Origin of the sequence: Levyella massiliensis, assembly GCF_000308275.2 — a bacterium.
Classification (GTDB): Bacteria; Bacillota; Clostridia; order Tissierellales; family Peptoniphilaceae; genus Murdochiella; species Murdochiella massiliensis_A.
In genome coordinates this window covers 261,061-285,118 of record NZ_HG529491.1, presented here as the reverse complement: position 1 = coordinate 285,118, position 24,058 = coordinate 261,061, and the positions used below count along the sequence as shown (strand labels likewise).

General features: G+C 43.3%; 22 protein-coding genes and 1 pseudogene. 20 read left to right on the top strand and 3 right to left on the bottom strand.

Annotation, left to right across the window (positions count from 1 at the left end; genetic code table 11):
- Positions 1–47: 47 nt before the first annotated feature.
- Positions 48–1,310 (bottom strand): annotated as a pseudogene (locus BN98_RS06185) (DNA polymerase); the annotation flags it as partial.
- A gap of 122 nt (positions 1,311–1,432) precedes the next feature.
- Between BN98_RS06185 and BN98_RS06180 the strand changes: the two are divergent.
- The gene (locus BN98_RS06180; protein WP_019190597.1) at positions 1,433–2,698 is read left to right on the top strand and encodes a hypothetical protein; all 1,266 of its coding nucleotides are present in this window, start codon (positions 1,433–1,435) and stop codon (positions 2,696–2,698) included.
- Positions 2,699–2,716: 18 nt separating this feature from the next.
- Here the strand turns inward: BN98_RS06180 and ahpF are convergent, their stop codons facing one another.
- Positions 2,717–4,234, bottom strand: coding sequence for an alkyl hydroperoxide reductase subunit F (ahpF, locus tag BN98_RS06175; RefSeq protein WP_019190596.1), 1,518 nt, complete (start codon positions 4,232–4,234; stop codon positions 2,717–2,719).
- Complete coding sequence (ahpC, locus tag BN98_RS06170; protein ID WP_019190595.1) at positions 4,234–4,803, bottom strand: alkyl hydroperoxide reductase subunit C; 570 nt, start codon at positions 4,801–4,803, stop codon at positions 4,234–4,236. Before ahpC ends, ahpF begins: the two co-directional genes overlap by 1 nt.
- A 273-nt stretch (positions 4,804–5,076) precedes the next feature.
- Between ahpC and BN98_RS06165 the strand changes: the two genes are divergently transcribed.
- The 19 genes from BN98_RS06165 (at position 5,077) to kdpA (ending at position 24,053) form a co-directional block, all read left to right on the top strand.
- Complete coding sequence (locus BN98_RS06165) at positions 5,077–6,657, top strand: ABC transporter substrate-binding protein (RefSeq protein ID WP_019190594.1); 1,581 nt, start codon at positions 5,077–5,079, stop codon at positions 6,655–6,657.
- Positions 6,658–6,684: 27 nt separating this feature from the next.
- Positions 6,685–7,629, top strand: coding sequence for an ABC transporter permease (locus BN98_RS06160; RefSeq protein WP_242826684.1), 945 nt, complete (start codon positions 6,685–6,687; stop codon positions 7,627–7,629).
- Positions 7,608–8,435 carry an ABC transporter permease gene (locus BN98_RS06155; protein WP_019190592.1) on the top strand — a complete coding sequence of 276 codons (828 nt, stop codon included), beginning with the start codon at positions 7,608–7,610 and terminating at the stop codon, positions 8,433–8,435. The genes BN98_RS06160 and BN98_RS06155 overlap by 22 nt, the downstream gene beginning before the upstream one ends.
- On the top strand, positions 8,428–9,936 hold the full coding sequence (locus BN98_RS06150) for an ABC transporter ATP-binding protein (RefSeq protein ID WP_019190591.1): 1,509 nt from the start codon (positions 8,428–8,430) through the stop codon (positions 9,934–9,936). The genes BN98_RS06155 and BN98_RS06150 overlap by 8 nt, the downstream gene beginning before the upstream one ends.
- 14 nt (positions 9,937–9,950) lie before the next feature.
- Positions 9,951–11,555 (top strand): ABC transporter ATP-binding protein, encoded by a 1,605-nt coding sequence (locus BN98_RS06145; RefSeq protein ID WP_052332326.1) that lies wholly within the window; start codon positions 9,951–9,953, stop codon positions 11,553–11,555.
- 23 nt (positions 11,556–11,578) lie between these two features.
- On the top strand, positions 11,579–11,737 hold the full coding sequence (locus tag BN98_RS08330; RefSeq protein ID WP_019190590.1) for an ABC transporter ATP-binding protein/permease: 159 nt from the start codon (positions 11,579–11,581) through the stop codon (positions 11,735–11,737).
- Positions 11,715–13,460 (top strand): ABC transporter ATP-binding protein, encoded by a 1,746-nt coding sequence (locus BN98_RS06140; RefSeq protein ID WP_019190589.1) that lies wholly within the window; start codon positions 11,715–11,717, stop codon positions 13,458–13,460. Before BN98_RS08330 ends, BN98_RS06140 begins: the two co-directional genes overlap by 23 nt.
- Positions 13,448–13,636, top strand: a complete 189-nt coding sequence (locus BN98_RS06135) for a hypothetical protein (RefSeq protein WP_019190588.1) — start codon at positions 13,448–13,450, stop codon at positions 13,634–13,636. Before BN98_RS06140 ends, BN98_RS06135 begins: the two co-directional genes overlap by 13 nt.
- Positions 13,637–13,759: 123 nt before the next feature.
- On the top strand, positions 13,760–14,860 hold the full coding sequence (locus BN98_RS06130; RefSeq protein WP_019190587.1) for an MBL fold metallo-hydrolase: 1,101 nt from the start codon (positions 13,760–13,762) through the stop codon (positions 14,858–14,860).
- A 22-nt stretch (positions 14,861–14,882) separates the two neighbouring features.
- Entirely contained in the window at positions 14,883–15,890 is a 1,008-nt protein-coding gene (locus BN98_RS06125; protein ID WP_019190586.1) for an HsdM family class I SAM-dependent methyltransferase, read from the top strand.
- On the top strand, positions 15,884–17,353 hold the full coding sequence (locus BN98_RS06120; protein ID WP_019190585.1) for a restriction endonuclease subunit S domain-containing protein: 1,470 nt from the start codon (positions 15,884–15,886) through the stop codon (positions 17,351–17,353). The genes BN98_RS06125 and BN98_RS06120 overlap by 7 nt, the downstream gene beginning before the upstream one ends.
- 34 nt (positions 17,354–17,387) lie before the next feature.
- On the top strand, positions 17,388–18,269 hold the full coding sequence (locus BN98_RS06115; protein WP_019190584.1) for an MBL fold metallo-hydrolase: 882 nt from the start codon (positions 17,388–17,390) through the stop codon (positions 18,267–18,269).
- Complete coding sequence (locus tag BN98_RS06110) at positions 18,266–18,760, top strand: hypothetical protein (protein ID WP_019190583.1); 495 nt, start codon at positions 18,266–18,268, stop codon at positions 18,758–18,760. The genes BN98_RS06115 and BN98_RS06110 overlap by 4 nt, the downstream gene beginning before the upstream one ends.
- A 13-nt stretch (positions 18,761–18,773) precedes the next feature.
- Positions 18,774–19,439, top strand: coding sequence for a class I SAM-dependent methyltransferase (locus tag BN98_RS06105; RefSeq protein WP_019190582.1), 666 nt, complete (start codon positions 18,774–18,776; stop codon positions 19,437–19,439).
- A 2-nt stretch (positions 19,440–19,441) separates the two neighbouring features.
- The gene (locus tag BN98_RS06100; protein ID WP_019190581.1) at positions 19,442–20,185 is read left to right on the top strand and encodes an alpha/beta hydrolase; all 744 of its coding nucleotides are present in this window, start codon (positions 19,442–19,444) and stop codon (positions 20,183–20,185) included.
- Positions 20,186–20,200: 15 nt separating this feature from the next.
- Positions 20,201–20,707 (top strand): hypothetical protein, encoded by a 507-nt coding sequence (locus tag BN98_RS06095; protein WP_019190580.1) that lies wholly within the window; start codon positions 20,201–20,203, stop codon positions 20,705–20,707.
- Positions 20,708–21,256: 549 nt separating this feature from the next.
- Positions 21,257–21,727, top strand: coding sequence for a replication initiator protein A (locus tag BN98_RS06090; protein ID WP_019190579.1), 471 nt, complete (start codon positions 21,257–21,259; stop codon positions 21,725–21,727).
- Positions 21,728–21,859: 132 nt separating this feature from the next.
- On the top strand, positions 21,860–22,051 hold the full coding sequence (locus BN98_RS08210; protein ID WP_084765325.1) for a hypothetical protein: 192 nt from the start codon (positions 21,860–21,862) through the stop codon (positions 22,049–22,051).
- Between the two features lie 187 nt (positions 22,052–22,238).
- On the top strand, positions 22,239–24,053 hold the full coding sequence (gene kdpA / locus BN98_RS06085; protein WP_019190577.1) for a potassium-transporting ATPase subunit KdpA: 1,815 nt from the start codon (positions 22,239–22,241) through the stop codon (positions 24,051–24,053).
- Positions 24,054–24,058: the final 5 nt, after the last annotated feature.

Here is a 24,058-nt window from a genome sequence, read left to right as displayed (position 1 = left end):
CACCCCCTTAAAACAATCTCGACTACCGTTTTGGTAGCTGAGACTTTTTAATCTTTCTTGTAAAACTCGCACTCATAGCCGTCGGCTTTGAGCGGCAAGCCTTCAGCCCACGGCGGCGTGCGGCTCATCTGTTCACAGACTGCATCAAGGGACATACGAGGATCGGCTTCAATCACGACCTCATCATGGATATGCATAACAATCGAACAGTTATGAAGTGTCTGCATGGCATAAGCCAAGATGTCACGAGCGGTTGCCTGCACGATGTTTTCCACGAACTTTGGACCGTAGGAGTCAATGCGATCCCATTTCTTTCCTGTGATGACACCCTCATAGGTGACGCAGGGAGATCCGAAGCGGTTCTCACCGAGCTTTGGTTTTACGTAAGCTAAGGCTCTTCCGGAGGGCAGCATGATGAAGAGCATGCCGGAACGGCAGCGAAAGGTGAGACCGTGTGTCTTGGTGACTTTCTTATGGCGGACAGCTTCAAGGACGGCACGATCCACGTCCCACCAGAATTTCACGATTTTCGGATTCGCTGTGCGCCAAGCATCAACGATGGGCTTTAATTCTTCTTCGGAAAGTCCCATGTCGAGAGCGCCCATCGCTTTCAGTGCGCCGACTGAGCCGCCATAGCCACAGGCCAGTGTTGCTATTTTCCCTTTTTGTCTGAGATGAGAATTTACGCCATGTTTCTCGACGGGAACACCGAACATTTCTGAAGCGGACTGACAGTAGATATCACCACCTTCAGAAAAAAGTGCCATCCGCCATGTTTCTCTCGCCAGCCAGGCGAGGACTCTGGCTTCAATGGCGGAGTAGTCTGCGACAAGAAAGATGCGTCCTTTCTTTGGGATAAAAGCGGTGCGGATAAGTTCCGATAAGACTTGTGGGATGGAATCAAAGAGTAGGTCTAAGGATGCAAGGTCATTTTCTTTGACCAGCTTTCTTGCCAGCTTAAGATCCTCCATCTTGTTTCTCGGGAGATTTTGAACTTGAATGAGCCGTCCTGAGAAACGTCCGGTGCGATTGGCTCCATAGAATTGCAAGAGTCCTCTGGCACGGCCGTCACGACAGACACAATCTCTCATCGCTTCGTATTTTTTAACGCTGGACTTGGCGAGCTCCTGCCTGGTTTCAAGAACCTCTTTGACATCACCGGAAGCGGTTTTTAGGAGTTCTTTTACTGCCTTTTTATCAAGAGATTCTGTTGCAATCCCCTTTGATAAAAGCCACTCTTTTAGCTGCAGGACAGAATTAGGGTTTTCAAGCCCGGTGATTCTTCTCAGTTTTGCCATGCTTTCTTCACGCACGGCTTCATTATGAGGCTGTTTTCTCCGAGTTTATCCGGGTAATGTGCTCCAGTGTTAAAAAGGGCAAAGGTGAAATGATAGACGTTCCTGCTCTTATTAAAAGAATAGAGGGATAAGGAATGGCGGATAATAATAAAACTAAATATTCGGGTCTGGTTATACAATATAACGAGGGCAAAGATTTTTTAATGGACCTTAACAAATCCACTCCTGATTTTGAAATTACAAAATTTCGATACGTAACACCTGTTGCCTATCCGATCGCTTTTATCGAGATAGAAGCGCTGGAGAGGACTTTGGAGGATTTTCCTGTTGTTGAAAAGACGGTTTTAAGGCTTATTAGTTACCACTTTTTGGAACCGTCAATTATTGCAAAGGTTATGGGCCTAACCGAATCATACATTAGAAAGATAATAAAACTCCTATTAGCATACGGACAAATAGATAGAAACGGAATAACTGCAAGCGGACTGCAATCTTTGCAACAAAATGCATCTATAAAGATAAACACTGTTAAACAAAAGATACAGGTTGACGGCTTAACAGCAAATCCGATAGATATACGGAATTTTATTAGTGATCAGATATTAAACAAGCCTCAGGAATCCGGATTTTTTGTAGCTCATATAGAACCTGTCATGGGCATAGAAAAAGCACTACTGAAAAAACTCATTATCAATAATTACGCAAATTACGTTAATGTCGGTGAGATGTCTTTACATACAAACGTAGAACGCATCAATTATGCCAAGTTTGCGGGCATTAAATATGCAAAGGCATACTATCTGGAAAATTCTCAAGGAGAGTCAATAATAATATGTAAAGCATACGATTCAACTGCAAAGAATATAAAAGACCGGTTTATATGGAAGCCGCTTTATATAGGAAATGCCAATATCGCAAAAACATACACAAAAACAAAGAAATTTGACTTGGGCTACCATAATGCCAAAGAGAGTGTTTTAAATTTGAAAAAAACTCTTAGCTCAAAAAGAAATAAAACAGATAAAGAAATTAAGGAAATGTTGGATCAGCTTTATCCATTTAATTGGGCAGGTACGGAACTAAAAAGAGATAAGAAAACAACACTTTGGGTCACCAAAAAATCATTTTCAACATATGATAGGTTTGTACTTAAAATGTTGGAATCAATAGCTGAGAAACAGAGAGATATCATCTTATTTGAAGAATTGTACGGTGAATATATTATTGTTAAAACTAAAGATGAAGAACTGTTAAAAATTGCGGATTATTATAAAGAAAAGGCTGATGAAATAGGCAGAACTTTTATAATGAATTCAATGGAAAAATTGTCGGATTCCCATAAAGGTGATTTGTTCAGCTTATTGGAAAGGCTTATTAAAAACAATAAAGAGGGGGAATAGCCCCCTCTTTTTTGCTTACTATTGTCTCATCAGGTACTGGTAGCTGCCAAGAGCTGCCGTAGCACCGCTTCCCTGGGCTATAACAATCTGCTTAAAGGGGCTGTCGGTGCAGTCACCTGCTGCAAAAATGCCCTCAACATTTGTAGCCCCGAGTCGGTCAACAATTATTTCTCCGCGTGGATTTTTTTCAACTCCCTCCAACCATTCAGTTACAGGGACAAGACCGACCTGGATAAAGCAGCCGTCAGTGGCTTCCACATGTTCTTCTCCGCTGATGCGGTCAACATAGCGGATCTTCTCAAGTTTAGACCCGCCTTCCAAGGCCTTGGTTTCAGCGTTGGTAACAACCCGGACATTTGTAAGGGTCTTTAGCTTGTCTTGCAAAACGCTGTCGGCCTTGAGCTCGGGAAGGAACTCCAGGACCAGGACTTCTTTTGCCAGACCGGCCAGGTCAATGGCAGACTCTATTCCCGAGTTTCCTCCGCCTATAACGGTAACCTTTTTATCCTTAAAGAGGGGACCATCACAGTGGGTGCAGTAGGCCACTCCCTTGTTACGGAACTCTATTTCACCGGGGATTCCGATAAGGCGCCATTTGGCCCCCGTAGCAATGACCAGGGTCTTTGCGGAAACCCGGCCGCTGTCAGTGTTCACCCTTACAAGGTCATCCTTCTCTATACCTAAAACTTCAATTTCATCCATAAGGTCAACATTATATTTAAGGACCTGGTCCCTTACAGAATCCATGTATTTTGGGCCTTCTGTATGGGGGATACCCGTGATATTTTCAATCGCCAGGGTTTCCTGGACCTGGCCGCCGAAGGTCTTGGCAATCAGGCCGACCTTAATACCCTTCCTGGCTCCGTAGATAGCAGCCGTCGCACCTGCAGGCCCGCCGCCTATAACCAGGAGGTCATAAATGGGCTTATCCTTAAGCTGCGGCCTATCTTTATGTCCGGTAACCTTGTCAAGGATAGCATTCAGGCTGATTTTTCCGTTATTGAAAGGCTCCCCGTTTAGGAAGCAGGCAGGTACAGCCATTATGCCGAGTTCATCCACATAGGACTGGAACATGGACCCGTCAATCATCCTGTGGCTAATCTTAGGATTCAGTACAGCCATAATGTTTAAGGCCTGGACAACCTCAGGGCAGTTATGGCAGCTCAAGCTGACCAGGGTTTCAAAGGCAAGATCCTTGTCAATAGATTTGATGCGCCTAATCTGTGCGTCATCTATCTTTGGGGCCCTCCCGCCAACCTGCAAAATGGCAAGGACAAAGGACTCAAATTCGTGACCCAAGGGGATACCTGCAAAAACAATGCCCGACCTGTCGCCTGAAGATAGGGAAAAGCTTGGAGTGAATTCAAGCTCTTTCTTCTCAATACTCAGCTTGTCTGAAAGGCCTACGATTTCCTCAACAAAGGCCTCTATTTGCTTTGAATTGTCAGACTCGTCGAGGCTAAGGGTAAAGACAACATCATCTTCGACCAGCTTCAAATACTCTTTAAGTTGGGCCTTTAAATTTTCATCCAACATTAGATTTTACCAACCAAATCCAAGCTCGGGGTCAGGGTTTTACCTGATTCTTTCCACTTTGCAGGGCAGACCTGACCGGGATTTTCACGGACAAACTGGGCAGCGCGGATCTTATCATATACCTGGCTTGCATCACGGCCTATTCCGTCGGCATTGACCTCAACAGTCTGTATAACCCCGTCCGGATCGATGATAAAGGTGGCACGCTGGGCAAGCCCGGCCTCTTCATCAAGGACATAAAAATCTGTAGCTATCGTCTTGTGGGGATCGGCAAGCATGGTGAATTCAAGTTTGCTTATGGCTTCTGAATGGTCATGCCAAGCCTTGTGGACAAAGTGTGTGTCGCAGGACATGGAGTAGACTTCTACACCGAGGGACTGCAATTTAGCATACTGCTCCTGCATGTCTTCCAGCTCGGTGGGGCAAACGAAGGTAAAGTCGGCAGGATAGAACATAAGAACATTCCACTTGCCTTCAAAATCCTTGTTGGAAATGGTGACAAACTCTTCTTTTTTCGGGTTATAGCCCATTGTTGTGAACTCAGGCATCTTTTTTCCTACTTGTGACATATACATCCTCCTTATTTTTCTTTAGATTTGCTTAAGAAATAACTTAAAGCAAGTTATCATACACTAACAATCTAATTATACCCTCTTAGGAAATATCTAACTAATTTTTAAATATTTTTTAAAATCATGGTCTCAAGACCGGCGATCAAGCGCCTTCCGGGCATACTTTGAACATCCATTATCCTTATTGACATGGCATAATTGCAAAGCTATAGTAACAATAGTTAGCCTAGGCTAATAACATACATAAATATTTTAGAATGGAGTTGAAATATGAAAAAAAGACCCGTTTTTTTAGTCCTGCTCTTGTGCTTAAGCATTTTAATCACAGGGTGTGGTGCCGGGGAGAATGCCGGCACGGAATCATCGCAAGTATCTTCCGGCGAAGCAGTTGAAAAGCAGAATGTGGTTCTTAGAATTGGAGCCCTGGATGATTTCAAGGTCAGCGGCAGCGGCAGAACCCTGGTTTTCGATCCTTTAACAAGGCTGGATAAGGACATGAATCCCGTGCCCTACCTTGTATCTTGGGAGTCCGATCCCGACCAAAAGGAGTACAAGCTCACTGTGAAGGAGGGCGTAAAATTCCATGACGGCAAAAACCTGGAGGCAGACTCAATATTATGGGATATCCAGAAGCTTGGGGCCATATACTATTGCGGATATGCAAATTATCTGGATGAGGTCAAACAGGATGACACATATAGCCTGACGGTTAAATTCAAGCAGAGCTATCCACGCTTCCCGGCTGAATTGTCAACTATTCTGGCCATGCCTGTGGACAATATGTCGGAGGATTTTGCACTTAAGTCTTTTAATGGTACAGGTCCCTTCTGTGTTGAAGAGTATGTAGCAGACCAGACAAGCAAACTCAAGAGAAACGAAAATTATTGGAACAAGGATAAGTTACCCCAGGTAACAAATATAGAATGGATTCCGATCGCTGACGGAGCCTCAAGGACCCTAGCCCTGAAGAACGGTCAGGTTGATGTTGTAGGCCTTACAGACGGATACAATACATTTGCTTTCAACCTTTTGAACGACCTCGAAAAAGACCAATCAGTCAGCATGATTGTTGAGCCTTCCGACCACTTCACTAGTGCCAATTGCCTGGGTCTGAACTGGCAGAAAGGTGTTCTTAAAGATATAAATTTAAGAGCTGCCATTTGCTACGGAATCAACAGGGGACCCTTGGTAAAGAATATCTTGTTCGACATTCCCAAGGTTGTCGACCACTATATAGGGGATGCTTATTGGGATGCACCTTCACACTATGTTGAAGGTATAGGATATGACCCGGAAAAATCCAAAGAGTTTCTTGAAAAAGGCGGTTATAAGTCGGTTGACGGCAAGATCACCAAAGACGGGAAAGTCGTAAAACTCAATCTTGTTATTAGTGACAGCCATGCGTATAAGGACGTAGGCCAGTATATAAAATCCGAGCTTGAGAAGATGGGATTTGAATGTGACCTTTCAGTTCTGGAATTTAACCAGGCATTTGAGAAGCAGAAGAAGTTGGAATATGATGCCACAATCTCCTGGCCATGGTATGAGCCGGTTGCGGATGCCCTGCCATCAATGGGTTTGACCAAGGAATATAATTCCATGGGTCTGGGCGGCATGGTCAGCGACAAGATGCAGGAGTATGCTGATGAGTTCTATGCTGCTAAAAACCGGGAGGAAGCCAAGCCGGCACTTAAAAAGATATGGCAGCTACAGTACGACAGCTATCTTGCCGCACCCCTCTATGCAACAACAAGGATAACGGTTCATAACAAGAAGTTTGACGGTTATATATTCGATCCCTGCTACTTCCAGCTGGACCTTTCAGAGTTGCATTTAGCAGAAAACAAGTAATAATTACCAAGGGGTGAAAGAATGAGAATGTCAATTATTATTCGTAAAATACTGGGCTTTGTACCAATGATATTTCTTATATCTTTACTCTGTTTTACCATGGTTTATTTTTCGCCAGGGGACGCATCAAAACGTCTCCTGGAGACAAAATCAGGCAGGGACCAGTTTTCAGCGAAGGATATTGCGAATTTTTCAGACCGTGTAGGCATCAAGACAAATATTATTGGGGCCTATAAGAACTGGACCACCAAATTAATAAAGGGAGATATGGGATACAGCATCCTATATTCAGAACCTGTTTATGATGTGGTTTGTAGGCATGCTGCAAATACTATCAGTCTGGTGTCAATAGCTTTTATATGCTATATAACAACAGGTGTTTTTCTGGGATTTTCCTCGGGTTTGAGTCCCGAGGGTACCATAGACAGGATCAGCCGTTTATGGGCCACAATCAGCCTGTCGCTGCCACAATTTTGGATTGCCGGCCTTGTGATTTACACAGTCAGCAAATTTATACCGGCCCTACCGGTCCTATATTTTAGCGGGCCCATTTCATTTATCTTGCCCGGAGTTTTGATGGGCCTGCTTTTTGCCAGCAATTTGGCCGTCCTTCTACGCGACCGCGTTATAAGGATCGGACAGGAGGAATTCATATCCTGTGCTCAAGCCATGGGGATTTCAAGAGCAAACATACTTTGGAAGCACATCCTACCAAATGCCCTGCCCACAATTGTTTCGGTCAGCGCCATAGACCTCTCTTTTATGCTAATGGGCAGCCTGCTTATAGAAAAAATATTTTCAATACCGGGTCTGGGCCAGCTTTTTTTAAAAGCTGTATATATAAAAGACTATTCTCTAATGGCGGCATGCACCCTATTTTTCTGTTTGGCCGTATGTATTTGTAATCTTGTAGCAGAGATTATTTATCCCATTATAGACAGGAGGCTCTTATGGCCCAAAAAGAAGGCATAAAGAAAAAAATAAGGATCTCAATAGCCTTACTTCTTGGGCTTTTAATAATTTTTGCAATTTATGCATACATTTTAGGCCCGGACCCCAATGCCATGTGGCCGGAAGGCCAGCTTAAGGCGCCTTCCCTTAAACATGTATTTGGGACCGACCTCTTTGGCCGGGATGTTTTTATGAGAACTGTCAGGGGCTTTATGAATGCCTTTTTGCTGGCGATTTTTTCTTGGTCCCTGGCCTTTGGCTTGGGGATTCCGATGGGGATATTTTTTGCCTATGTCGGCGGCAGGGCCGACCGAATCTTCTACCATGTCTGCAACTTTATTTTCAGCTTTCCAACTCTGATATTGGCCATATATCTAGCTTCCATAAGCAAGGCCCAGATCCTCATTCTAATTTTTCTGACATCATTTGCCATGACCTTCAGCCATGCAAAAATTGTTCGAGCCCTTGTCAAAGGATTGATGGAGGAGAATTACATAGTCCAACTTAAGTTGATGGGGGCGGGATTTTGGCATATTAGCCGCTATCACCTGGTCAGGGAATCCGTCCTTAATTTGCTGCCCATAATGCCGCTTATGCTGGGGCATATAATCCTATCAATTTCAGGCTTCTCGTTTTTAGGCTATGGGATCCAGGCTCCCGAATCTGAAATAGGCCTACTTTTGGCGGAGAATTTCAAGTACATAAGTATAGCTCCCTGGGCCTGCCTTTTGCCCGGTCTCTTTCAATTCTTAATAATCTGGTGGATAAGCAGCCTGGGGGACTTGGTAAGAAATTATTATTCAAGGGGAGGGCTTTTATATGACTGAATCTATGACGAATATTTCTCCCTTTGATAAGCCCATTCTTTCCGTAGAAGATTTGGGGGTTAGGACAAGTAGCACAGATGGGGAAAAGGTGATTTTAAAAGATATATCATTTTCCATAAACAGGGGTCAGGTCCTGGCCATAACCGGGGAAACAGGTAGCGGAAAAACCATGATTGCCAAGGCCATAATGGGCATGTTGCCCCGGGGTTTGGTAACTGAGGGAAAAATTATGCTGGGCAGTCTAAGCCTGCTGGAATTAGAAGCGAAAGAAATGCAGAAGATTCGCGGAAGGAAGATGGGAATGGCCTTTCAGAATCCGGAAACAGCCTTAAATCCACTTCTGAAAAACAGGAAATTGCTGGACTTAACAATGGGCAGGGGGGAAGAGGGGCAGATTGAGAGGCTCAGTCTCTTTGGCCTTAAAGATAAGAGGATCCTGGACAGCTTCCCCTTTGAATTGAGCGGGGGAATGGCCCAAAGATTTATGACAGCCTTGTCACTTGGGCAGGGCGTAGATCTTGTAATTTTCGATGAGCCGACAAGGGGGCTTGATCCCGAAAGCAGGAATCTTTTAATTGACATGATTAAGATCTTGTCAAAGGACAGGGGGATTGGTGTCCTTGTCCTAACCCATGACATGGTTTTCATAGAAAGAATCTGCGAGAATTGCTTGGTTATTCAAGACGGTAAGATTGTGGAATCCGGGCCTGCAACAGATATCCTCATGAATCCAAAATCTTCATATATGAAGAAAATCAAGGAGTCGGATCCGAGATCAAATCAAATTTTACCGAAAATGCGACCGAAAAGGCATGGACAAAAACCCCTGATGGAGATAAAAAAACTCAGCTGTTCTTATAATATGAGTATTTTTAAAAAGGATAGGCATAAGGTTTTAAATGATTTGAATTTAGAAATTTTTAAGGGTGAGGTCCTTGGTATCATGGGCGGATCCGGATGTGGGAAAACAACATTGGCAGCCTGCATACTGGGACTTATAAACTACAGCGGGGAAATCCTCTATGAGGGAGAACCTATAAGAGGGAGGAGAGGGCCCTCACTGGGACTAATATCTCAATCGGCAACAAGCTCTTTCGATCCGGCCCTAGCTATAGGGTCCAGCTTAAGGGAGGTTTTTTTAGTCCACCCGGAATACAAGGAAGAAGATCCGGAAGCCCAGATCAGAGAAGTATTGGAACTTGTTGAGATGTCGCAGTTATATGGGAGGCTGGATTCATATCCGTCCGAATTTTCCGGAGGTCAGCTCCAGCGTTTTGCCATTGCCAGAACGCTCCTATCCCGGGCACAGATACTTATTTTGGACGAAATAACCTCAATGTTGGACCTGATAAACCAGGCAGCAATTATCCGACTCCTTTACCATTTAAGAGAGGAGAAGGACTTGACCTATTTATTTATAAGCCATGACCTTCCATTAGCAAAGCAGTTCTGTGACCGGATGATGCGGATGCAAGACGGAAGATTAGAAGAAATGATTTAGAAGAGGTTTTTAGGATGCTAATACATAAAAGATTAAGGGAATTAATTAAGGGGGTGGAAATCTTTATCTTGGGCAAAAGCCTACTTTCAGTATGCATAAGCCTGACATATATATTCCAAGCCCTCCTATTCGGTCAGATTATACAGATGGTCTACATGTCATCTAGCCTTGATGAGATGAAGTGGAAGGCCTTACAGATTATCTTCCTTATATTTATACGGCTGGTCCTGATTATCCTGACCAACATGTATGCCAAGTGGATAATAGGCCAAGTTAAAAACCGCCTCCGTAAGCGCTGCTTTAAAAAACTTATGAGGCTTGGACCCGCCTACCTCCTTGATGAAAGGAGCGGGGAAGTCCAGTCCCAGGCCATGGCCGGGATAGACTACTTAGAAGGCTATATAAGTTTATATATCCCACAGATATTGACGGTTATCCTATTGGTGGGGGCTATTTCCATATACATTTTCAGGGTTAATTATCTAATAGGGGGGATAGCCTTGGCCGGCTCAATCAGTGCCATATACATGCCATATTTCTTTTTATACAAAATCACCAATTTCAGTGAGGAACACTGGACCGCCTATACAGACTTGAGTGCGGAATTTGTCGAGAGCGTTCAAGGCATGATGACTTTAAAGGCCTTTAATGCCTCAAAGAGGGTGGGCAACAAGTTAAAGGGGAAAATGTATAAGCTCTTTGAAAAAACTATGCAAAGCCTGAAAATCAGCCTTATTGAGACCGGCTTGGCCGATTTTTGCATAGCCATTGGGAAAAATCTAAGCTTAGCCCTGGCGGCCTATTTGGCAGCCAAGGGGACCATAAGCTTGGGACAGATGGCAAGCCTGTTCTTCCTTTTAGCAGAGCTTTTTAGGCCCCAGCAGGAGTTAAGCATGTATTTCCACCAGGGCTTTATGGGGATTACATCCTGTGATGGCCTCTTTGAAATTCTTGATCGGAAAGAGCCCCTTAAAGACCCGGCAAAATCGGAAGGGCAAGCCTCTTTATCTTTTAAAGCTGAGAGGTTCGATATAGATTTTGAGAATGTGAATTTTTCATATCCGGGATCAAAAACAAGACTTTTTGAAAATTTAGATTTTCATATAAAGGAAGGGGAAAGAATAGCTTTTGCCGGTGAGTCGGGAAGCGGCAAGACTACCATAGCCAGGCTCTTATTGCGCTTTTACGATACTGAAGGGGGTGCCATAAAAATAGGCGGACAGGACATAAGGGAAATCCCCCTTACGGATCTTAGGAATATTTTTTCAGTTGTCTCGCAGGAGACCTATCTCTTCCATGGGACCATTATGGAAAATCTCCTTTTAGCCAATCCTCATGCCACAGAAGCGGACATGGTGAGGGCGGCAAAAACGGCCAGAATCCATGACTTTATTGCCGGTCTGCCCCTGGGTTACCGGAGCCCGGTCGGAGAGAAGGGAGTTAATTTTTCAGGCGGCCAATGCCAGAGAATCGCCATAGCCAGGGCCATATTGAAGGATGCACCTGTAATAATCTTTGATGAGGCAAGCTCAAGTGTTGACGTGGAGAATGAGAAGGAAATAAATGAAAACTTAAGGGAAAGACAAGCATTACCATTGCCCACCGCCTATCAACAATAGAGGAAGCGGATTGGATCTATGTTATGCAGGACGGAATTATCCGGGAAGAGGGCAGGCATAAAGACCTTATAGCAAGGGACAGCTACTACAGGCGGCTTTTTGAGGCCCAGGAATATGCTGAAAAGAACAAGCTTTACGGAGACGGGGACGGAGACGGAGATGAAGAGAAAAGATACTTTTAAAGAAAAATACAAAAACCTTTTAAGACTTTCGGCCTATGCTTGGAAGTTTAAGGGGACCTTTTTTACAACAATTTTTTGTGGGGTTGCCAAGCAGGTATTTATGCTTATGACCTTGCTCCTTGGGGCTCTTTTGGTCGGGAAGGCTTTTGTGGGAAGTCAGCCTGCCGCCATACTGAAGTATTTTCCCCACCTCATCTGCCTATGTGTGGCTCAGGGTCTTTTTACATATTTACACATGTTGGTCACCCATATTTTGGCCTATAAGATCTTGGAAAATATTAGGAGAGATCTTTATGATTCTGTTGAGGGGGCCTGTCCTTTGAACGGCTTGGAATTTCAAAGTGGGGATTTAAGCACCATAATTATGGAGGATGCTGAGGCTCTGGAGATCTTTTTCGCCCATGTTATGGGGGACTATATTATTGCCTTTATAAGTACCCTGGTCTTCTTTTTGATTTTTGCAAAATTTTCCATCCTATATGCTTCAATCAGCCTTTTCTGCGCCCTCCTGATTGCCCTTGTGCCTTACATCTTCTCAAAGACCAAGGGGAAAATAGCCAATAGTCTTAGGAAGAGGCGGGGGGACAACAATGCCATGGCCCTTGATATAATCCAGGGACTGAGGGAAATACTGATCTTTAATAGGGAGAAAAAGTATATTAGGCGCCTTGAAAAGGATACTTTATCCCTAAACCGGCTTGAAATCAAGGACGGATTTTATACCGGCCTGCAAAACATACTCATAAACCTCCTGGTTTCGGGCTTTGCCATCTCCTTTATTATCATGGCCCACAAACTATATCTGGGAGGAAATTTGGGTAGGGAATATATTTCCGTATTCATAGTGATGGTTTTAAATATATTTATCCCGGTCTTGGGAGTGTCATCAACAGCTTTCTCGCTCAATTCAGTCCTGGCCTCAGCAGACAGGATCTGCAGGATCTTAGACCAAAAGTCACCGCTTGGAGAGACCCGGAAAAGTTCAGCAAGCCTTGATTACAAGGCCGTCTTTTCAATACACGATCTTTCCTTTTCATATAAAAAGGGTAAGCCTGTCCTGGATGGGATAAGTTTTGACATAAATGAGGGAGAGGATATCGCAATAGTCGGGCCTTCAGGAGCAGGAAAGAGCACATTAATTAATCTTCTTCTACGTTTTTATGACCCTGATAAGGGGGATATCTATTATAGGGGGAAGAACCTAAGAAGCATGGAAGGGGAAGAAATCAGGGGTCAAGTAGCCTTGGTAGCCCAGGATTGCAGGCTTTTTAGTTGGCCACTTATTGATAATCTCCGTCTGGGAAGGCCTGATGCGAGCGAGGAAGAGGTGAAAAAGGCGGCTGAATCCGCCTTGGCGGCCGATTTTATTGAAAAGCTCCCAAAAGGTTATTACAGTGAGACAGCTGAAGGTGGATTCAGCTTTTCAGGCGGTGAGAGGCAGCGCCTGGGTATATGCCGGGCCTTGGTAAAAAATAGCAAGGTTCTTATTATGGATGAGGCCGTGTCAAATCTTGATTCTGAAAATGAGCAAAAACTCCACAGGGCCTTGAAGGAAATCAAGAAGGGGAGAACTTTTATTACGGTAGCCCATAGGCTGTCCACAATCCTGGAAGCTGACAGGGTTATCGAGCTTTCCAAGGGCAAGATAGTTTTTGACGGGTCCGGGGTAGATTGGAGCTCGATCAGGGAAGGAGTATGTGGTAAGGATTTATGTCAAAATTAGCATCTAAAATCCAAGAAAAGGTCATGTCTTTTCTGTTTCGTGGTAAAGAAATATTTAAGCCTTTAAATACAGGATATATTGATGAGAGAGTAAGCTGTATTAGAGAATATGCTGCTAATATTTATTTACAGGAGATACGATTTGGTTTGGGGCGGACGGGGGCTACGCATTTTTGAACATTCTTGCAGAAGATAAAAAATTACAGAAGAGAATGCAAAGAATGTTTTACTGGAAAAGTGTTAAGCAGATATGCTTATGGAAAACAAACCACTAATCTAAAAATTTTCAGGAGAGATGCTATGAAACTTTTATATTTTTTTGATGACAAAATAAAACCTATTAGCATGCGTGGAAAATTTTACTGCAAGCCGGAAGATACCGGTATTTTGTGCGATGGAATAAGTGCTATTAGAGAGTATGACGTCAATTTGTGGTTATATACGAAAAATGGTAGAACTATTGCTTTTGATAGTGGACACATAAATTACGCCAATATAGATAATGAATTTAAGAAAATAAAAATAAATCCTGATAATGTTGAGCATATATTTTTAACTCATTTAGATGTTGATCACGCCGGCGGAATTGATATAACAGGCAAAAATATTTTTCCAAATGCTCATGTCTACATGGGTGCTGATGAAGAGAAATATATGACAAGAGAAATTCGCAGAAAGGGAATATTCCATAACTGTGTGAAAATCGCTGATGGATGGACTTCTATTAAAGATATTTCAATTTTTGAGATTGACGGAATAAAGGTGGAAGCCATTCCTGTTCCCGGTCATACGGTAGGCCATACTGTCTATATAGTCGATAATAAGATTTTAATTTCCGGAGATTGCCTTGCCATAAATGAAAATGGCGGTTATGCATTTTTTGATTTTTTCACTCAAGATCAAAAGAAGAATAAAGAATCTTTAGTTAAACTAAGAGATAGATTAAAAGATTATAACTTAGAATATGTTTGTACCGGACATAGCGGAATACATCCTTATTCGGAAAAGATTTTTAAACACAACGATAAGAGTGCAACCTTCGGTAAGAGAAATCCCTTTCATAAGGATGGGGAATACAATCCTTTTGATAAGAGTACAAAACCTGACTACAAAAACTGGGTTCCTAAAAGATTGTTGGAGGCTAAGATTGGTGAAAGTCTAGTATGTCTTGTTTTATTCATCTTATTTGGTACAAGTGACCTCATTCTTCAAGGAAGGCAAAGGATCATCTGGGGACTTATCCTAGGGATAGGATGCCTTATACTCCTATTAATTACTGCCTGGGTTACCATCTTATATAGGACCTTTGATTACAAGGGTAAAAGGAAGCTTGCTAAAGTCATAATAGAGGGGACTGCTGACTATGTAAAGATTCCCGGATGGTGGCGTGGGCTTAGATAGCTCGTGCGGCACAGGTGGTTTTTTGGTTACGGCGATGACACACGTTATGGCAGAGCTGGAGAGGGAGTTTGCAAAATCAATCGGAAAAGAAAAAGCTGAGTGGGATAGTGACTCTCTTCGCTTGTTCCAAGAGCGCATCTCTGAAATGGCCCAGCATGACTACTTTGGCTTCGATATCAACCCGGATCTTGTTAAAGCCACCAAGATGAACATGGTCATGAATAACGATGGCAGCGGCAATATTCTGCAGAGCAATTCGCTGCTTCCGCCGCACGAATGGTCGGATGATTTCAGGACGCGTCTCAGCGACGCTTTAAATATCAAAAAATCGGATTTGCGCAATTACTCAACCATCGGATACTTTGACGTGATTGTGACGAATCCACCTTTTGGCAGCAAGATCCCCATTAAGGATAAAGCCATTCTGGAGCAGTTTGAGCTGGCTCATATCTGGCAGCAGGATAAGAAAAATAACATTTGGACGATGACCGAACGCCTGCAATCGTCTGTTCCTCCGGAGATATTATTCATCGAGCGCTGCACACAGTTCTTAAAGTCGGGCGGTCGCATGGGTATCGTGCTGCCGGATTCTATCCTCGGCTCTCCCGGACTTGGATATATCCGAGAATGGCTAATCCAAAATCATCGCATCATTGCCAGCATTGATTTGCATGCGGATACCTTCCAACCGCGAAACGGAACGCAGACCTCTGTTCTTTTCTTACAAAAGAAGACAGCGCAACAAAAGGACACGGAAGAAAAATCCGGACAGATGGCAGACTATAACATCTTTATGGCCATGGTTGAAAAAATCGGTCACGACAAGCGTGGCAATCCTCTCTTTAAGCGGGATTTTGAAGGAAACGAGATCCTTGCTCCAGGTGCAGATACCGTTATTCGTTTAGATGAAACCAGTGATGGAACAAAAACCGTCTCAGAAGAGCGTCGCCATAAGGTGATCGATGACCAGACGACCAGCGTCCCAGCCCTTTTTGCACAGTGGAAAGTACAGGAGGGCTTGTCATGGTAAACGGAAATCTGGCGAGACAAGAACATATAGAGCTTCCTGAAATTCCGCTGGTTAAAGATGATCCTCTCAAGTGGTGCTCTGTTTCATTGAAGGATATTTTTGCTCGAGGAAAACGCCTTGATGCTAGTTCTTTTGATGTGGAAGCAAAGCAAGCCCGATCGTTACTGAAAGAAGGAAAATATCCGCTTGTTTCTCTTTCTGGAACAGACGGTTTAATAAAGGATGCTTTTTATCCAGGGCGGTTCAAAAGAATTTATTGTGATAACAATCATGGCGTACCGTTTTATCTCCCCTCACAAATGACAGAGATTTATCCGCGAGCAGAAAAACATATCTCAAAATTAACGAATTGCGATATTGATGAACTAAAACTAAAGCTTAAGACCTTGCTCCTTACAAGAAGTGGAACAATCGGTACGATTGCCTATGTCTCGCAAACAACAGAAGGAATGGTTTTTTCTGATGACGTTATTCGTATCACCTTTAAGCAAGAATATGATTTGGGATATGTCTATGCTTTTTTGAAATCCAAAATCGGCAATTTGTTGCTAAAAACAAATGGCTATGGTTCCGTGATCACACATCTGGAACCGGAACATTTATCAAATATGCGTATTCCAAACGCACCGGCCATCCTCAAGCAGCGTATCAATGACCTTGTGGTACGTTCCTATGCCTTGCGAGATGAAAGTAATGAACTCATCGATGAAGCGACAAGACTTCTGATTGAAGCCTTGAAATTGCCGCCTCTGGAGGAATTGAAAACAAGTACAGCACCTGTTGAAACTTTCAGTGTCAAAATCAGCCGAAGCGACCGACGTTTCGACGCCTCTTATCACGTGCCGATCGTCAACAAAATCATCGAACAGCTTCAATCACAGGCGGCGGAAGTAACAACGATTGGAGATCCCAGAATCAGCAAGGAGGTCATTCTCCCCGGACGTTTTAAGCGTGTGTACGTGGAAGAAGGGCATGGCAGAGTATTGATAGGTGGTAAACAGATTAATGAGTTGGATCCAGCTACGAAAAAATATATATCTGTTGCAAAATATTCCAAAAAAATATTAGAGAGTCTTGAAATACACACCAATACTACACTTATTACGCGTAGTGGAACTATAGGTAAAGTAGCTATAGCTCCAAGACACTGGGAACATTGGATACCGAGTGATCATATTATTCGAGTTGTCCCAGCATCAAAAAAGATTGCCGGATACCTCTATATTTTCCTTGCTTCAGATTACGGACATGAACTGATTACTCGCTACACCTATGGCTCTGTCGTAGATGAGATCGACGATAACCATGTGAGAAACATCTGTGTGCCTTTTCTTAAAGACGCCGCGGTGCAGGCGAACATCAACGAGCTGGCGCTTGCGGCGAATCAGAAACGCTATGAAGCCTACAAGCTGGAGCAAGAGGCGCTGCAGATTATGAATGATGATGTTATCCATGCTCGCTGATTGTTGATTGGAGATAAACAAAGGAACAATCGTTATGTCTAAGAAAGCTACAGAATTTCAATTAAAAATCATGTCAAGAGGCTACCGTGGCAAAGGCATCTTCAAGCCGATCAACACGGGCCGGATTGATGAGCATGTGCGCTGCGTGCGGGAGTATGCCGCCAATATCTTCTTTTACACAAAAGGCAATGAGACCATCATGCTTGATGCCGGCTACAACTATCCGCGCTTGAAAGAGAAGATGAAATGGCTGGATCTGGACCCGGCCAAGATCAAAGATATTCTTATCACCCATCAGGATACCGATCATGTCGGTGCGGTGGAAGAGGACAGCGACGGTCTTTTCAGACATGCCCATCTCTACATCGGAGAAATTGAAAATCGTTATTTGACGGGTGAGGTGCGCCGCAAGGTGATCTTTGGCCTCTACAAGCTGCCGCAGGTCATGATTAAAAACGAAAAAACGCTGCTGAAAGACGGCGAAGTCTTTCAGATCGGCGACATCCGCATAGAGGCTTTCTTAGTGCCGGGGCACACTTGGGGACATCTGGTCTATCTGATTGATAATGCCTATCTCTTTTTGGGCGATACCATCTGGCTTGGCTACGACGGCGGCTATAGCTTTATCAATGCCTTGGCGGAAAACAACAAGCTCGCCATTCGCTCTCTTGCCGCTTTGAAGGCAAAACTTGAAGAACGAAACGTGCGTCCGATGTTCATTACCGGACATACCGGTTACAGCCGCGACTTCGACTTTGTCTTTCGTCATACCGATAAAGCGTGTAATGCTTTTTGCAAACAAAAGCCCGTTAATCCTGCGGCGCCCTATGACAGCTACGACGAAAGCGATGACACCGAAGAGGATGCGCAGGGTGGTTTTTTGCCGGAAGCTGCACAGTATGGAGGTAAACAATGATTCTGACGCTTTTCCTATCCTCGATTATGATGGCAGGGCTTTTCTTACTTTTATTGGCGGGCGTAGGTTTTATCCAGGACAAGAAGTTTTTTACATCAGCACCCAAAGCCGTTTATGAAGCCGTCGAGGAAAAACCAGAACGTTTTCGCGGACAGCATATCCTCGGCTGGAGCTTAGCCCTGCTGGCAATGCTTTGTATGGCGGGAGCTGTTATTGTCGGTGCAGTAGACGGTATCAAGAATGGCTTTACCTTCCTGCAGTTTTATATACGCTTTGCCGTGATGATGCTTTTGCTGAAAGTCTTTGATATTTTCTTCTTTGATTGGTTTTTGCTTTGTAGGTCTACGTTCTTTCCGCATTTTTATCCGGAAGTCAAAGCCTTGTTGGGCCCGCAGCTTTTTGGCTACAACAAAAAAGATCACCTCATCCATGTCATCGCTATACTTGTGGGCTCTGCTGTCTTGGCGGGCTTATGTGTGTGGGTTCAATAAGGGAACTTAAATCATGAAACAAAAAGAAAATCGGGATAATAAAAGCTTCTGGGATCGCATTGCCAAGCTCTATACGCGAATACAGGAAAAAGGAAACAAACAACTCTATGAGACATTAATCAAGAAAATCGAAGCACATTTGTCGGATGAGCAATCTGTGCTGGAGCTGGGATGTGGCACTGGACAGCTTAGCCTTCCGCTTGCGCCAAAGGCAAAAACATGGCTTGCTACAGATTTCTCAGAACGCATGATTGCAGAGGCAAAGAAAAGAGAAAAGTCTTCAAATCTTTGCTTTTGCGTGGAAGATGCGACAGCACTTTCCTTTGACAGCAATCGCTTTGATGTTGTGCTTATAGCTAATACGCTGCACATTATGCCAAAGCCAAAAAAGGCCTTAGAAGAAATTCATCGCATTCTTAAAACAGATGGCTTACTTATCGCACCCACCTTTGTCGCTGAAGAAAAGATCCATCGACTCAAGCTGTGGCTGATGAAAAGAATCGGATTTCATGTTTTTCACAGCTGGAAACTTGCAGAATTTAAAGCATTTATCTGCCAAAACGATTTTGAACTCCTGCAATGCGAACTTCTACCGGCCAGTCCTTGGCCAGAGTGTTTTTTAGTGGCCAGAAAAATCAATGGCACCATGGGCAAAGGGAGCGATTTCAAGGAGGTGTGATCATGGTGATTCATGACATCTATCAGAACAAGCGAGAAGTTATCCTCCTCATCCATCCGATGAATTTTTCCGGCAAAATGATGATGGATAGCATGGCAAAAGAGCTGGGATGTGAGTATCTCTATATTGTGCCCGACCTTTCCGGACATGGAGAGGCAAAAGACGATCCTTATGTAAGTACAGCTGAGGAAGCAGCCACGCTTGCCCATTACTTAAAAGAGCATGATCTCTGCACCATAAAACTTGCCTTTGGCGCTTCATTGGGCGGCGGCGTTCTTTTTGAACTGCTCCAAGATCAAAGCCTACACTTTCAAAAACTGTTCTTTGAAGGGACCAGCTTTTGTGAACAAGCCGGACTTCTATCAAAAATGCTGGAGCATGTGTTTCTGAGCAAACAAAAGAAGGCGCGGCAAGATCCAAAACCGCTGATTGATAAGGTCGCCAAACGCTATGGGATCTATGCGAACATGCTGTTTGATACGCTTGTTACGATGGACAAGCAGAGTATCAAAAATATTGTTTATGATTGCGGACATATCCGCTTGCCACATTTATCGGAGGATACGCAGCAAGATACCATCTTTTCTTATGGGGATAAGAATCTGAATGTCGGACATGCAAGAAGAAGCATCAAGAAACATTATCCCAAGGAAATATTAAAAATCTGGCAAGGCTATGGACACTGCGAAGAAATGACACAAAACACAGTGGCCTATATGGCTTTTGTAAAAGGATGTGTGGATTAAGGAGAATATGGGTTTATGGATATCCTTCGAGCAATACTGGATGGGGTAGCTATCGCTGCTATTTTTAATGGGGCTGTCGCAAGCTTGGCACTGATCAATCCAAGATGGTTTTTGGACTCTTATCCAAAAGCCATTCAAAAGGCAGCTCCTTTACCCATGACAAAGCAAGAGAAAAAGATAAATCTCATATTCACTATCGGCCTCGTTGGGATATGTTTTGTTTATTCGGTTGCGAGCCTTATGCATTCCCCAATTATTGGTTTTTGGAACTTGTTTTGGATGAGCTATATTCAGTGGAGCATCTTAAATGCAGGAGATTTTTTGCTGTTAGATTGTCTGTTATTTCAAGGAAAATATAAGAGCAAAATTGTTATTCCCGGCACAGAGGGCCACAAGGACTATGAATTTAAGAATTGGATGAAGCACTTGGCTCTTGCGGAGCATTTTTTGTTCGTGCCATTTTTATTGATACCAATCGCAGCTGTCGTTCAGGCGTTCGTTGTTGAATTCTTGGCAAGTTGATGAGCAATCTGAACATTTTAACGATTCCCGATACTTTTTAACGATTACTGACACTTTTTAACGATTGCTCTCCGAGGGGTACGAAAATCGGAAACAGGTATGATGGAAAGAGATATATAAAAGCAAAAACTCATACAAAAACTGCCACGAAAAGCATCAAAGGAAGCTCCGCAGAAAGGCGAAAATCCCTGTAAATCAAGGGATTTCGAGGTTAAACACATGACTTACGCACCAGCGTTAAATTGTATCAAATACAGTGTCGGAATAGACCCCGCCTGTGGGTTTCGTGTCATAATAGTGATAGAGGAAAATAGTTATGTAAATACAAGGAGTTCAAGACTTCTACCAAAGTTTAAAACTCAAAAAATAAATAGTTGGTGTGCTGCTTAGAGTATCCATTTTAACAATGGGTATTGTAAATAGCATACCAATAAAACTAAGGATTCTTTAAAGAGTCTTATTTTGCGATGAAAATTTAATATGTAAATCTCAGACGATAGAAAATCAAAAATTCTGTCGTCTTTTTTATTTCACAGAAAGGAGGTAAGGATGAATTTTGATTATTTTTATAATAGGCAATCTGAGATGTATAACTTCATTAGGTTACCTATGGTATTAATGGAAGATAAGATTTTCGAGAGCATTTCTATCGAAGCTAAAGGTTTGTATTCATATATGCTTAATCGAATGGGTCTTTCATATAAAAATGGATGGATAGATGAAGACGGAAAGGTTTTTATTTACTACACAATTGAAAGTATAAAAGAGCAATTTAATTGTGCAAGTGAAAAAGCAAATAAATTAATAGCTGAACTTGATATTAAATCAGGGATAGGACTGATTGAAAAGAAAAGACAAGGACAGGGAAAGCCTAACAGAATTTATGTTAAAGACTTTATGAGCATATTTAATAATAATGAGCTGATTAAAAACTTAATGGAGCTTAATACCAGACATAGAAAATGTCTAGAATATCAAACTCCATTTGATTTATTTATGCACGAACTTAGTTTGGTTTAGGTGTCGCAATATTATTTGCAATTCATCTTATAAAAACTTATACAATCTTAATTTCGATTGCAGGACACTTTTTCCCTCTTAATACTTTTAGTGGCATTATGACTTTGCAAGAAAGAAATGAGGTGAACAATTATGAGCATTATAAATGCAGCGAGAAGATTTGAACAGAGATTTGACGCAAAAGCGAAACGCTTTATTTGGCATCATCCGCTATTTGGCTTCATCTCCATCTTTGTTGGAATGCCATTACTGGTTTTGGCGTGTGTCTGTATCAGTACAATCGTTATCGCCTTTCCGATGACATATATTTTAGGTTGGTTATAATCTTTATTTTATCTTTATATCCACAAAAGATGACTAATGCCACTTTTAGATGAAAGGCTTTATGATACTTGAAGTATCAAAAAAGGAGGATGAATCTTATGCAAATACTAATTGCACTCATAGGTGTATGTGCGGCAGCAATGCTGCTGTGGTATGTCTATATTTTAATGAAGGGAGATGAGCAGGCATGAGCACCATAATTCAGTATGTTTTATACCTTGCCATTCTGATTGTTTTGGCAATTCCGTTGGGCGCATACATAAGCAAAGTTATGAATGGCGAGAAAACTTTTTTGTCCAAAATTCTGACACCGTGTGAAAACCTTGTTTACAGGATTATGCGTGTAGATAAAGCAGAACAGATGACATGGAAAAAATATGCGGTAAGCGTATTGCTTTTTTCCGGTGTTGGACTTGTTTTTCTGTTCCTGCTCCAACTTTTACAGGGCGTTCTTCCCGGAAACCCGCAACATCTTTCCGGTGTGAAATGGGATTTGGCATTTAATACTTCTGCAAGTTTCATTACCAATACAAACTGGCAGGCATATTCCGGTGAATCTACATTGAGTTATCTCACTCAGGCTTTAGGTCTGACTGTTCAGAACTTTGTTTCCGCAGCCACAGGTATCGCCGTTCTGTTTGCTTTGATCCGTGGCTTTATCAAGGTGAAATCCACCGGGTTAGGGAGCTTTTGGGTGGACTTGACCCGCATTGTGGTTCACATCCTGCTCCCACTGAATCTGGTCATTTCTCTGTTGCTGGTAGGCGGTGGTGTAATCCAGAATCTGAAAATTTCAGAAACCGTATCTCTTGTAGAACCGATTGCTGTCAGTGCAAAAGGTGAAATCCTTAAGGATGCAGTAATTGACTTAGACACCAAAACCGTCACTGTAGATGGCAAAATCTTTTCGGATGCACAGATCGTCACCGAGCAGTTCGTACCAATGGGTCCTGCAGCCAGTCAGGTCGCAATCAAGCAGACCGGCACCAACGGCGGCGGCTACATGGGCGTCAACTCTGCACATCCTTTGGAAAACCCCAATGCCTTTACCAATCTGATTGAAATGATTTCCCTTCTTCTAATTCCGGCGGCCCTGTGCTTCACATTCGGCTTTGCGGTAAAGAACAAGAAGCAAGGTATCGCAATCTTTATGGCAATGTTCCTCTGTCTGGTTGTTGCCTTGGGTTGCATCGCTGTCAGTGAGCAGGTCGGTACATCTCAGCTTGCACAAAATGGTACAGTCAATACCTCTATGATAGAACAGGCTGGCGGCAATATGGAAGGCAAGGAGACCCGCTTCGGCATTGCGGCATCCTCTACCTGGGCAGCCTTCACCACAGCAGCCTCCAACGGCTCTGTAAACTCCATGCATGACAGCTACACGCCTCTTGGCGGTATGGTGACTATGCTGCTGATGCAGCTTGGTGAGGTTATTTTCGGCGGCGTGGGATGCGGCCTTTACGGTATGCTTGCCTTTGCCATTCTGGCGGTGTTTATTGCTGGTCTGATGGTAGGCCGTACTCCGGAATTCCTTGGCAAGAAAATTGAGCCTTATGAGATGAAATGGTCGGTACTGGTTTGCCTTGCAACGCCCATTGCAATTCTGGTCGGCAGTGGCCTTGCCGCTGTAGTACCCTCTGTCATGGATAGCCTGAATAACAGCGGCGCCCACGGTTTCTCTGAAATGCTGTACGCCTACTCATCCTGTGGTGGCAATAACGGCTCTGCTTTTGCCGGTTTCAATGCGAATACCGTATTTCTAAATGTAAGCCTGGGACTGGTGATGCTCTTTGCCCGGTTCCTGCCCATCATCGGCACACTTGCAATCGCAGGTAGCCTGGCCGGGAAAAAGAAAATCGCCACGACTGCGGGTACCTTGTCTACCACAAATGGAATGTTTGTTTTCCTGCTGATTGTTGTGGTATTTCTGATCGGTGCACTGAGCTTCTTCCCGGCACTTGCCCTTGGTCCACTTGCTGAGTTCTTTGGCAGCATTGCGTAAAGGAG

What these genes read in the sequence shown, in the direction of transcription:
- BN98_RS06140 (WP_019190589.1), top strand. Translation starts at nt 11,715, where the DNA reads ATGAAGAGAAAAGATACTTTTAAAGAAAAATACAAAAACCTTTTAAGA.
- BN98_RS06120 (WP_019190585.1), top strand. Translation starts at nt 15,884, where the DNA reads ATGGTAAACGGAAATCTGGCGAGACAAGAACATATAGAGCTTCCTGAA.
- BN98_RS06115 (WP_019190584.1), top strand. Translation starts at nt 17,388, where the DNA reads ATGTCTAAGAAAGCTACAGAATTTCAATTAAAAATCATGTCAAGAGGC.
- BN98_RS06150 (WP_019190591.1), top strand. Translation starts at nt 8,428, where the DNA reads ATGACTGAATCTATGACGAATATTTCTCCCTTTGATAAGCCCATTCTT.
- BN98_RS06130 (WP_019190587.1), top strand. Translation starts at nt 13,760, where the DNA reads ATGAAACTTTTATATTTTTTTGATGACAAAATAAAACCTATTAGCATG.
- BN98_RS06165 (WP_019190594.1), top strand. Translation starts at nt 5,077, where the DNA reads ATGAAAAAAAGACCCGTTTTTTTAGTCCTGCTCTTGTGCTTAAGCATT.
- BN98_RS06100 (WP_019190581.1), top strand. Translation starts at nt 19,442, where the DNA reads ATGGTGATTCATGACATCTATCAGAACAAGCGAGAAGTTATCCTCCTC.
- BN98_RS06090 (WP_019190579.1), top strand. Translation starts at nt 21,257, where the DNA reads ATGAATTTTGATTATTTTTATAATAGGCAATCTGAGATGTATAACTTC.
- BN98_RS06155 (WP_019190592.1), top strand. Translation starts at nt 7,608, where the DNA reads ATGGCCCAAAAAGAAGGCATAAAGAAAAAAATAAGGATCTCAATAGCC.
- BN98_RS08330 (WP_019190590.1), top strand. Translation starts at nt 11,579, where the DNA reads ATGCAGGACGGAATTATCCGGGAAGAGGGCAGGCATAAAGACCTTATA.
- BN98_RS06110 (WP_019190583.1), top strand. Translation starts at nt 18,266, where the DNA reads ATGATTCTGACGCTTTTCCTATCCTCGATTATGATGGCAGGGCTTTTC.
- BN98_RS06180 (WP_019190597.1), top strand. Translation starts at nt 1,433, where the DNA reads ATGGCGGATAATAATAAAACTAAATATTCGGGTCTGGTTATACAATAT.
- BN98_RS06160 (WP_242826684.1), top strand. Translation starts at nt 6,685, where the DNA reads ATGTCAATTATTATTCGTAAAATACTGGGCTTTGTACCAATGATATTT.
- BN98_RS08210 (WP_084765325.1), top strand. Translation starts at nt 21,860, where the DNA reads ATGAGCATTATAAATGCAGCGAGAAGATTTGAACAGAGATTTGACGCA.
- ahpF (WP_019190596.1), bottom strand. Translation starts at nt 4,234, where the DNA reads ATGTTGGATGAAAATTTAAAGGCCCAACTTAAAGAGTATTTGAAGCTG.
- ahpC (WP_019190595.1), bottom strand. Translation starts at nt 4,803, where the DNA reads ATGTCACAAGTAGGAAAAAAGATGCCTGAGTTCACAACAATGGGCTAT.
- BN98_RS06145 (WP_052332326.1), top strand. Translation starts at nt 9,951, where the DNA reads ATGCTAATACATAAAAGATTAAGGGAATTAATTAAGGGGGTGGAAATC.
- BN98_RS06135 (WP_019190588.1), top strand. Translation starts at nt 13,448, where the DNA reads ATGTCAAAATTAGCATCTAAAATCCAAGAAAAGGTCATGTCTTTTCTG.
- kdpA (WP_019190577.1), top strand. Translation starts at nt 22,239, where the DNA reads ATGAGCACCATAATTCAGTATGTTTTATACCTTGCCATTCTGATTGTT.
- BN98_RS06105 (WP_019190582.1), top strand. Translation starts at nt 18,774, where the DNA reads ATGAAACAAAAAGAAAATCGGGATAATAAAAGCTTCTGGGATCGCATT.
- BN98_RS06095 (WP_019190580.1), top strand. Translation starts at nt 20,201, where the DNA reads ATGGATATCCTTCGAGCAATACTGGATGGGGTAGCTATCGCTGCTATT.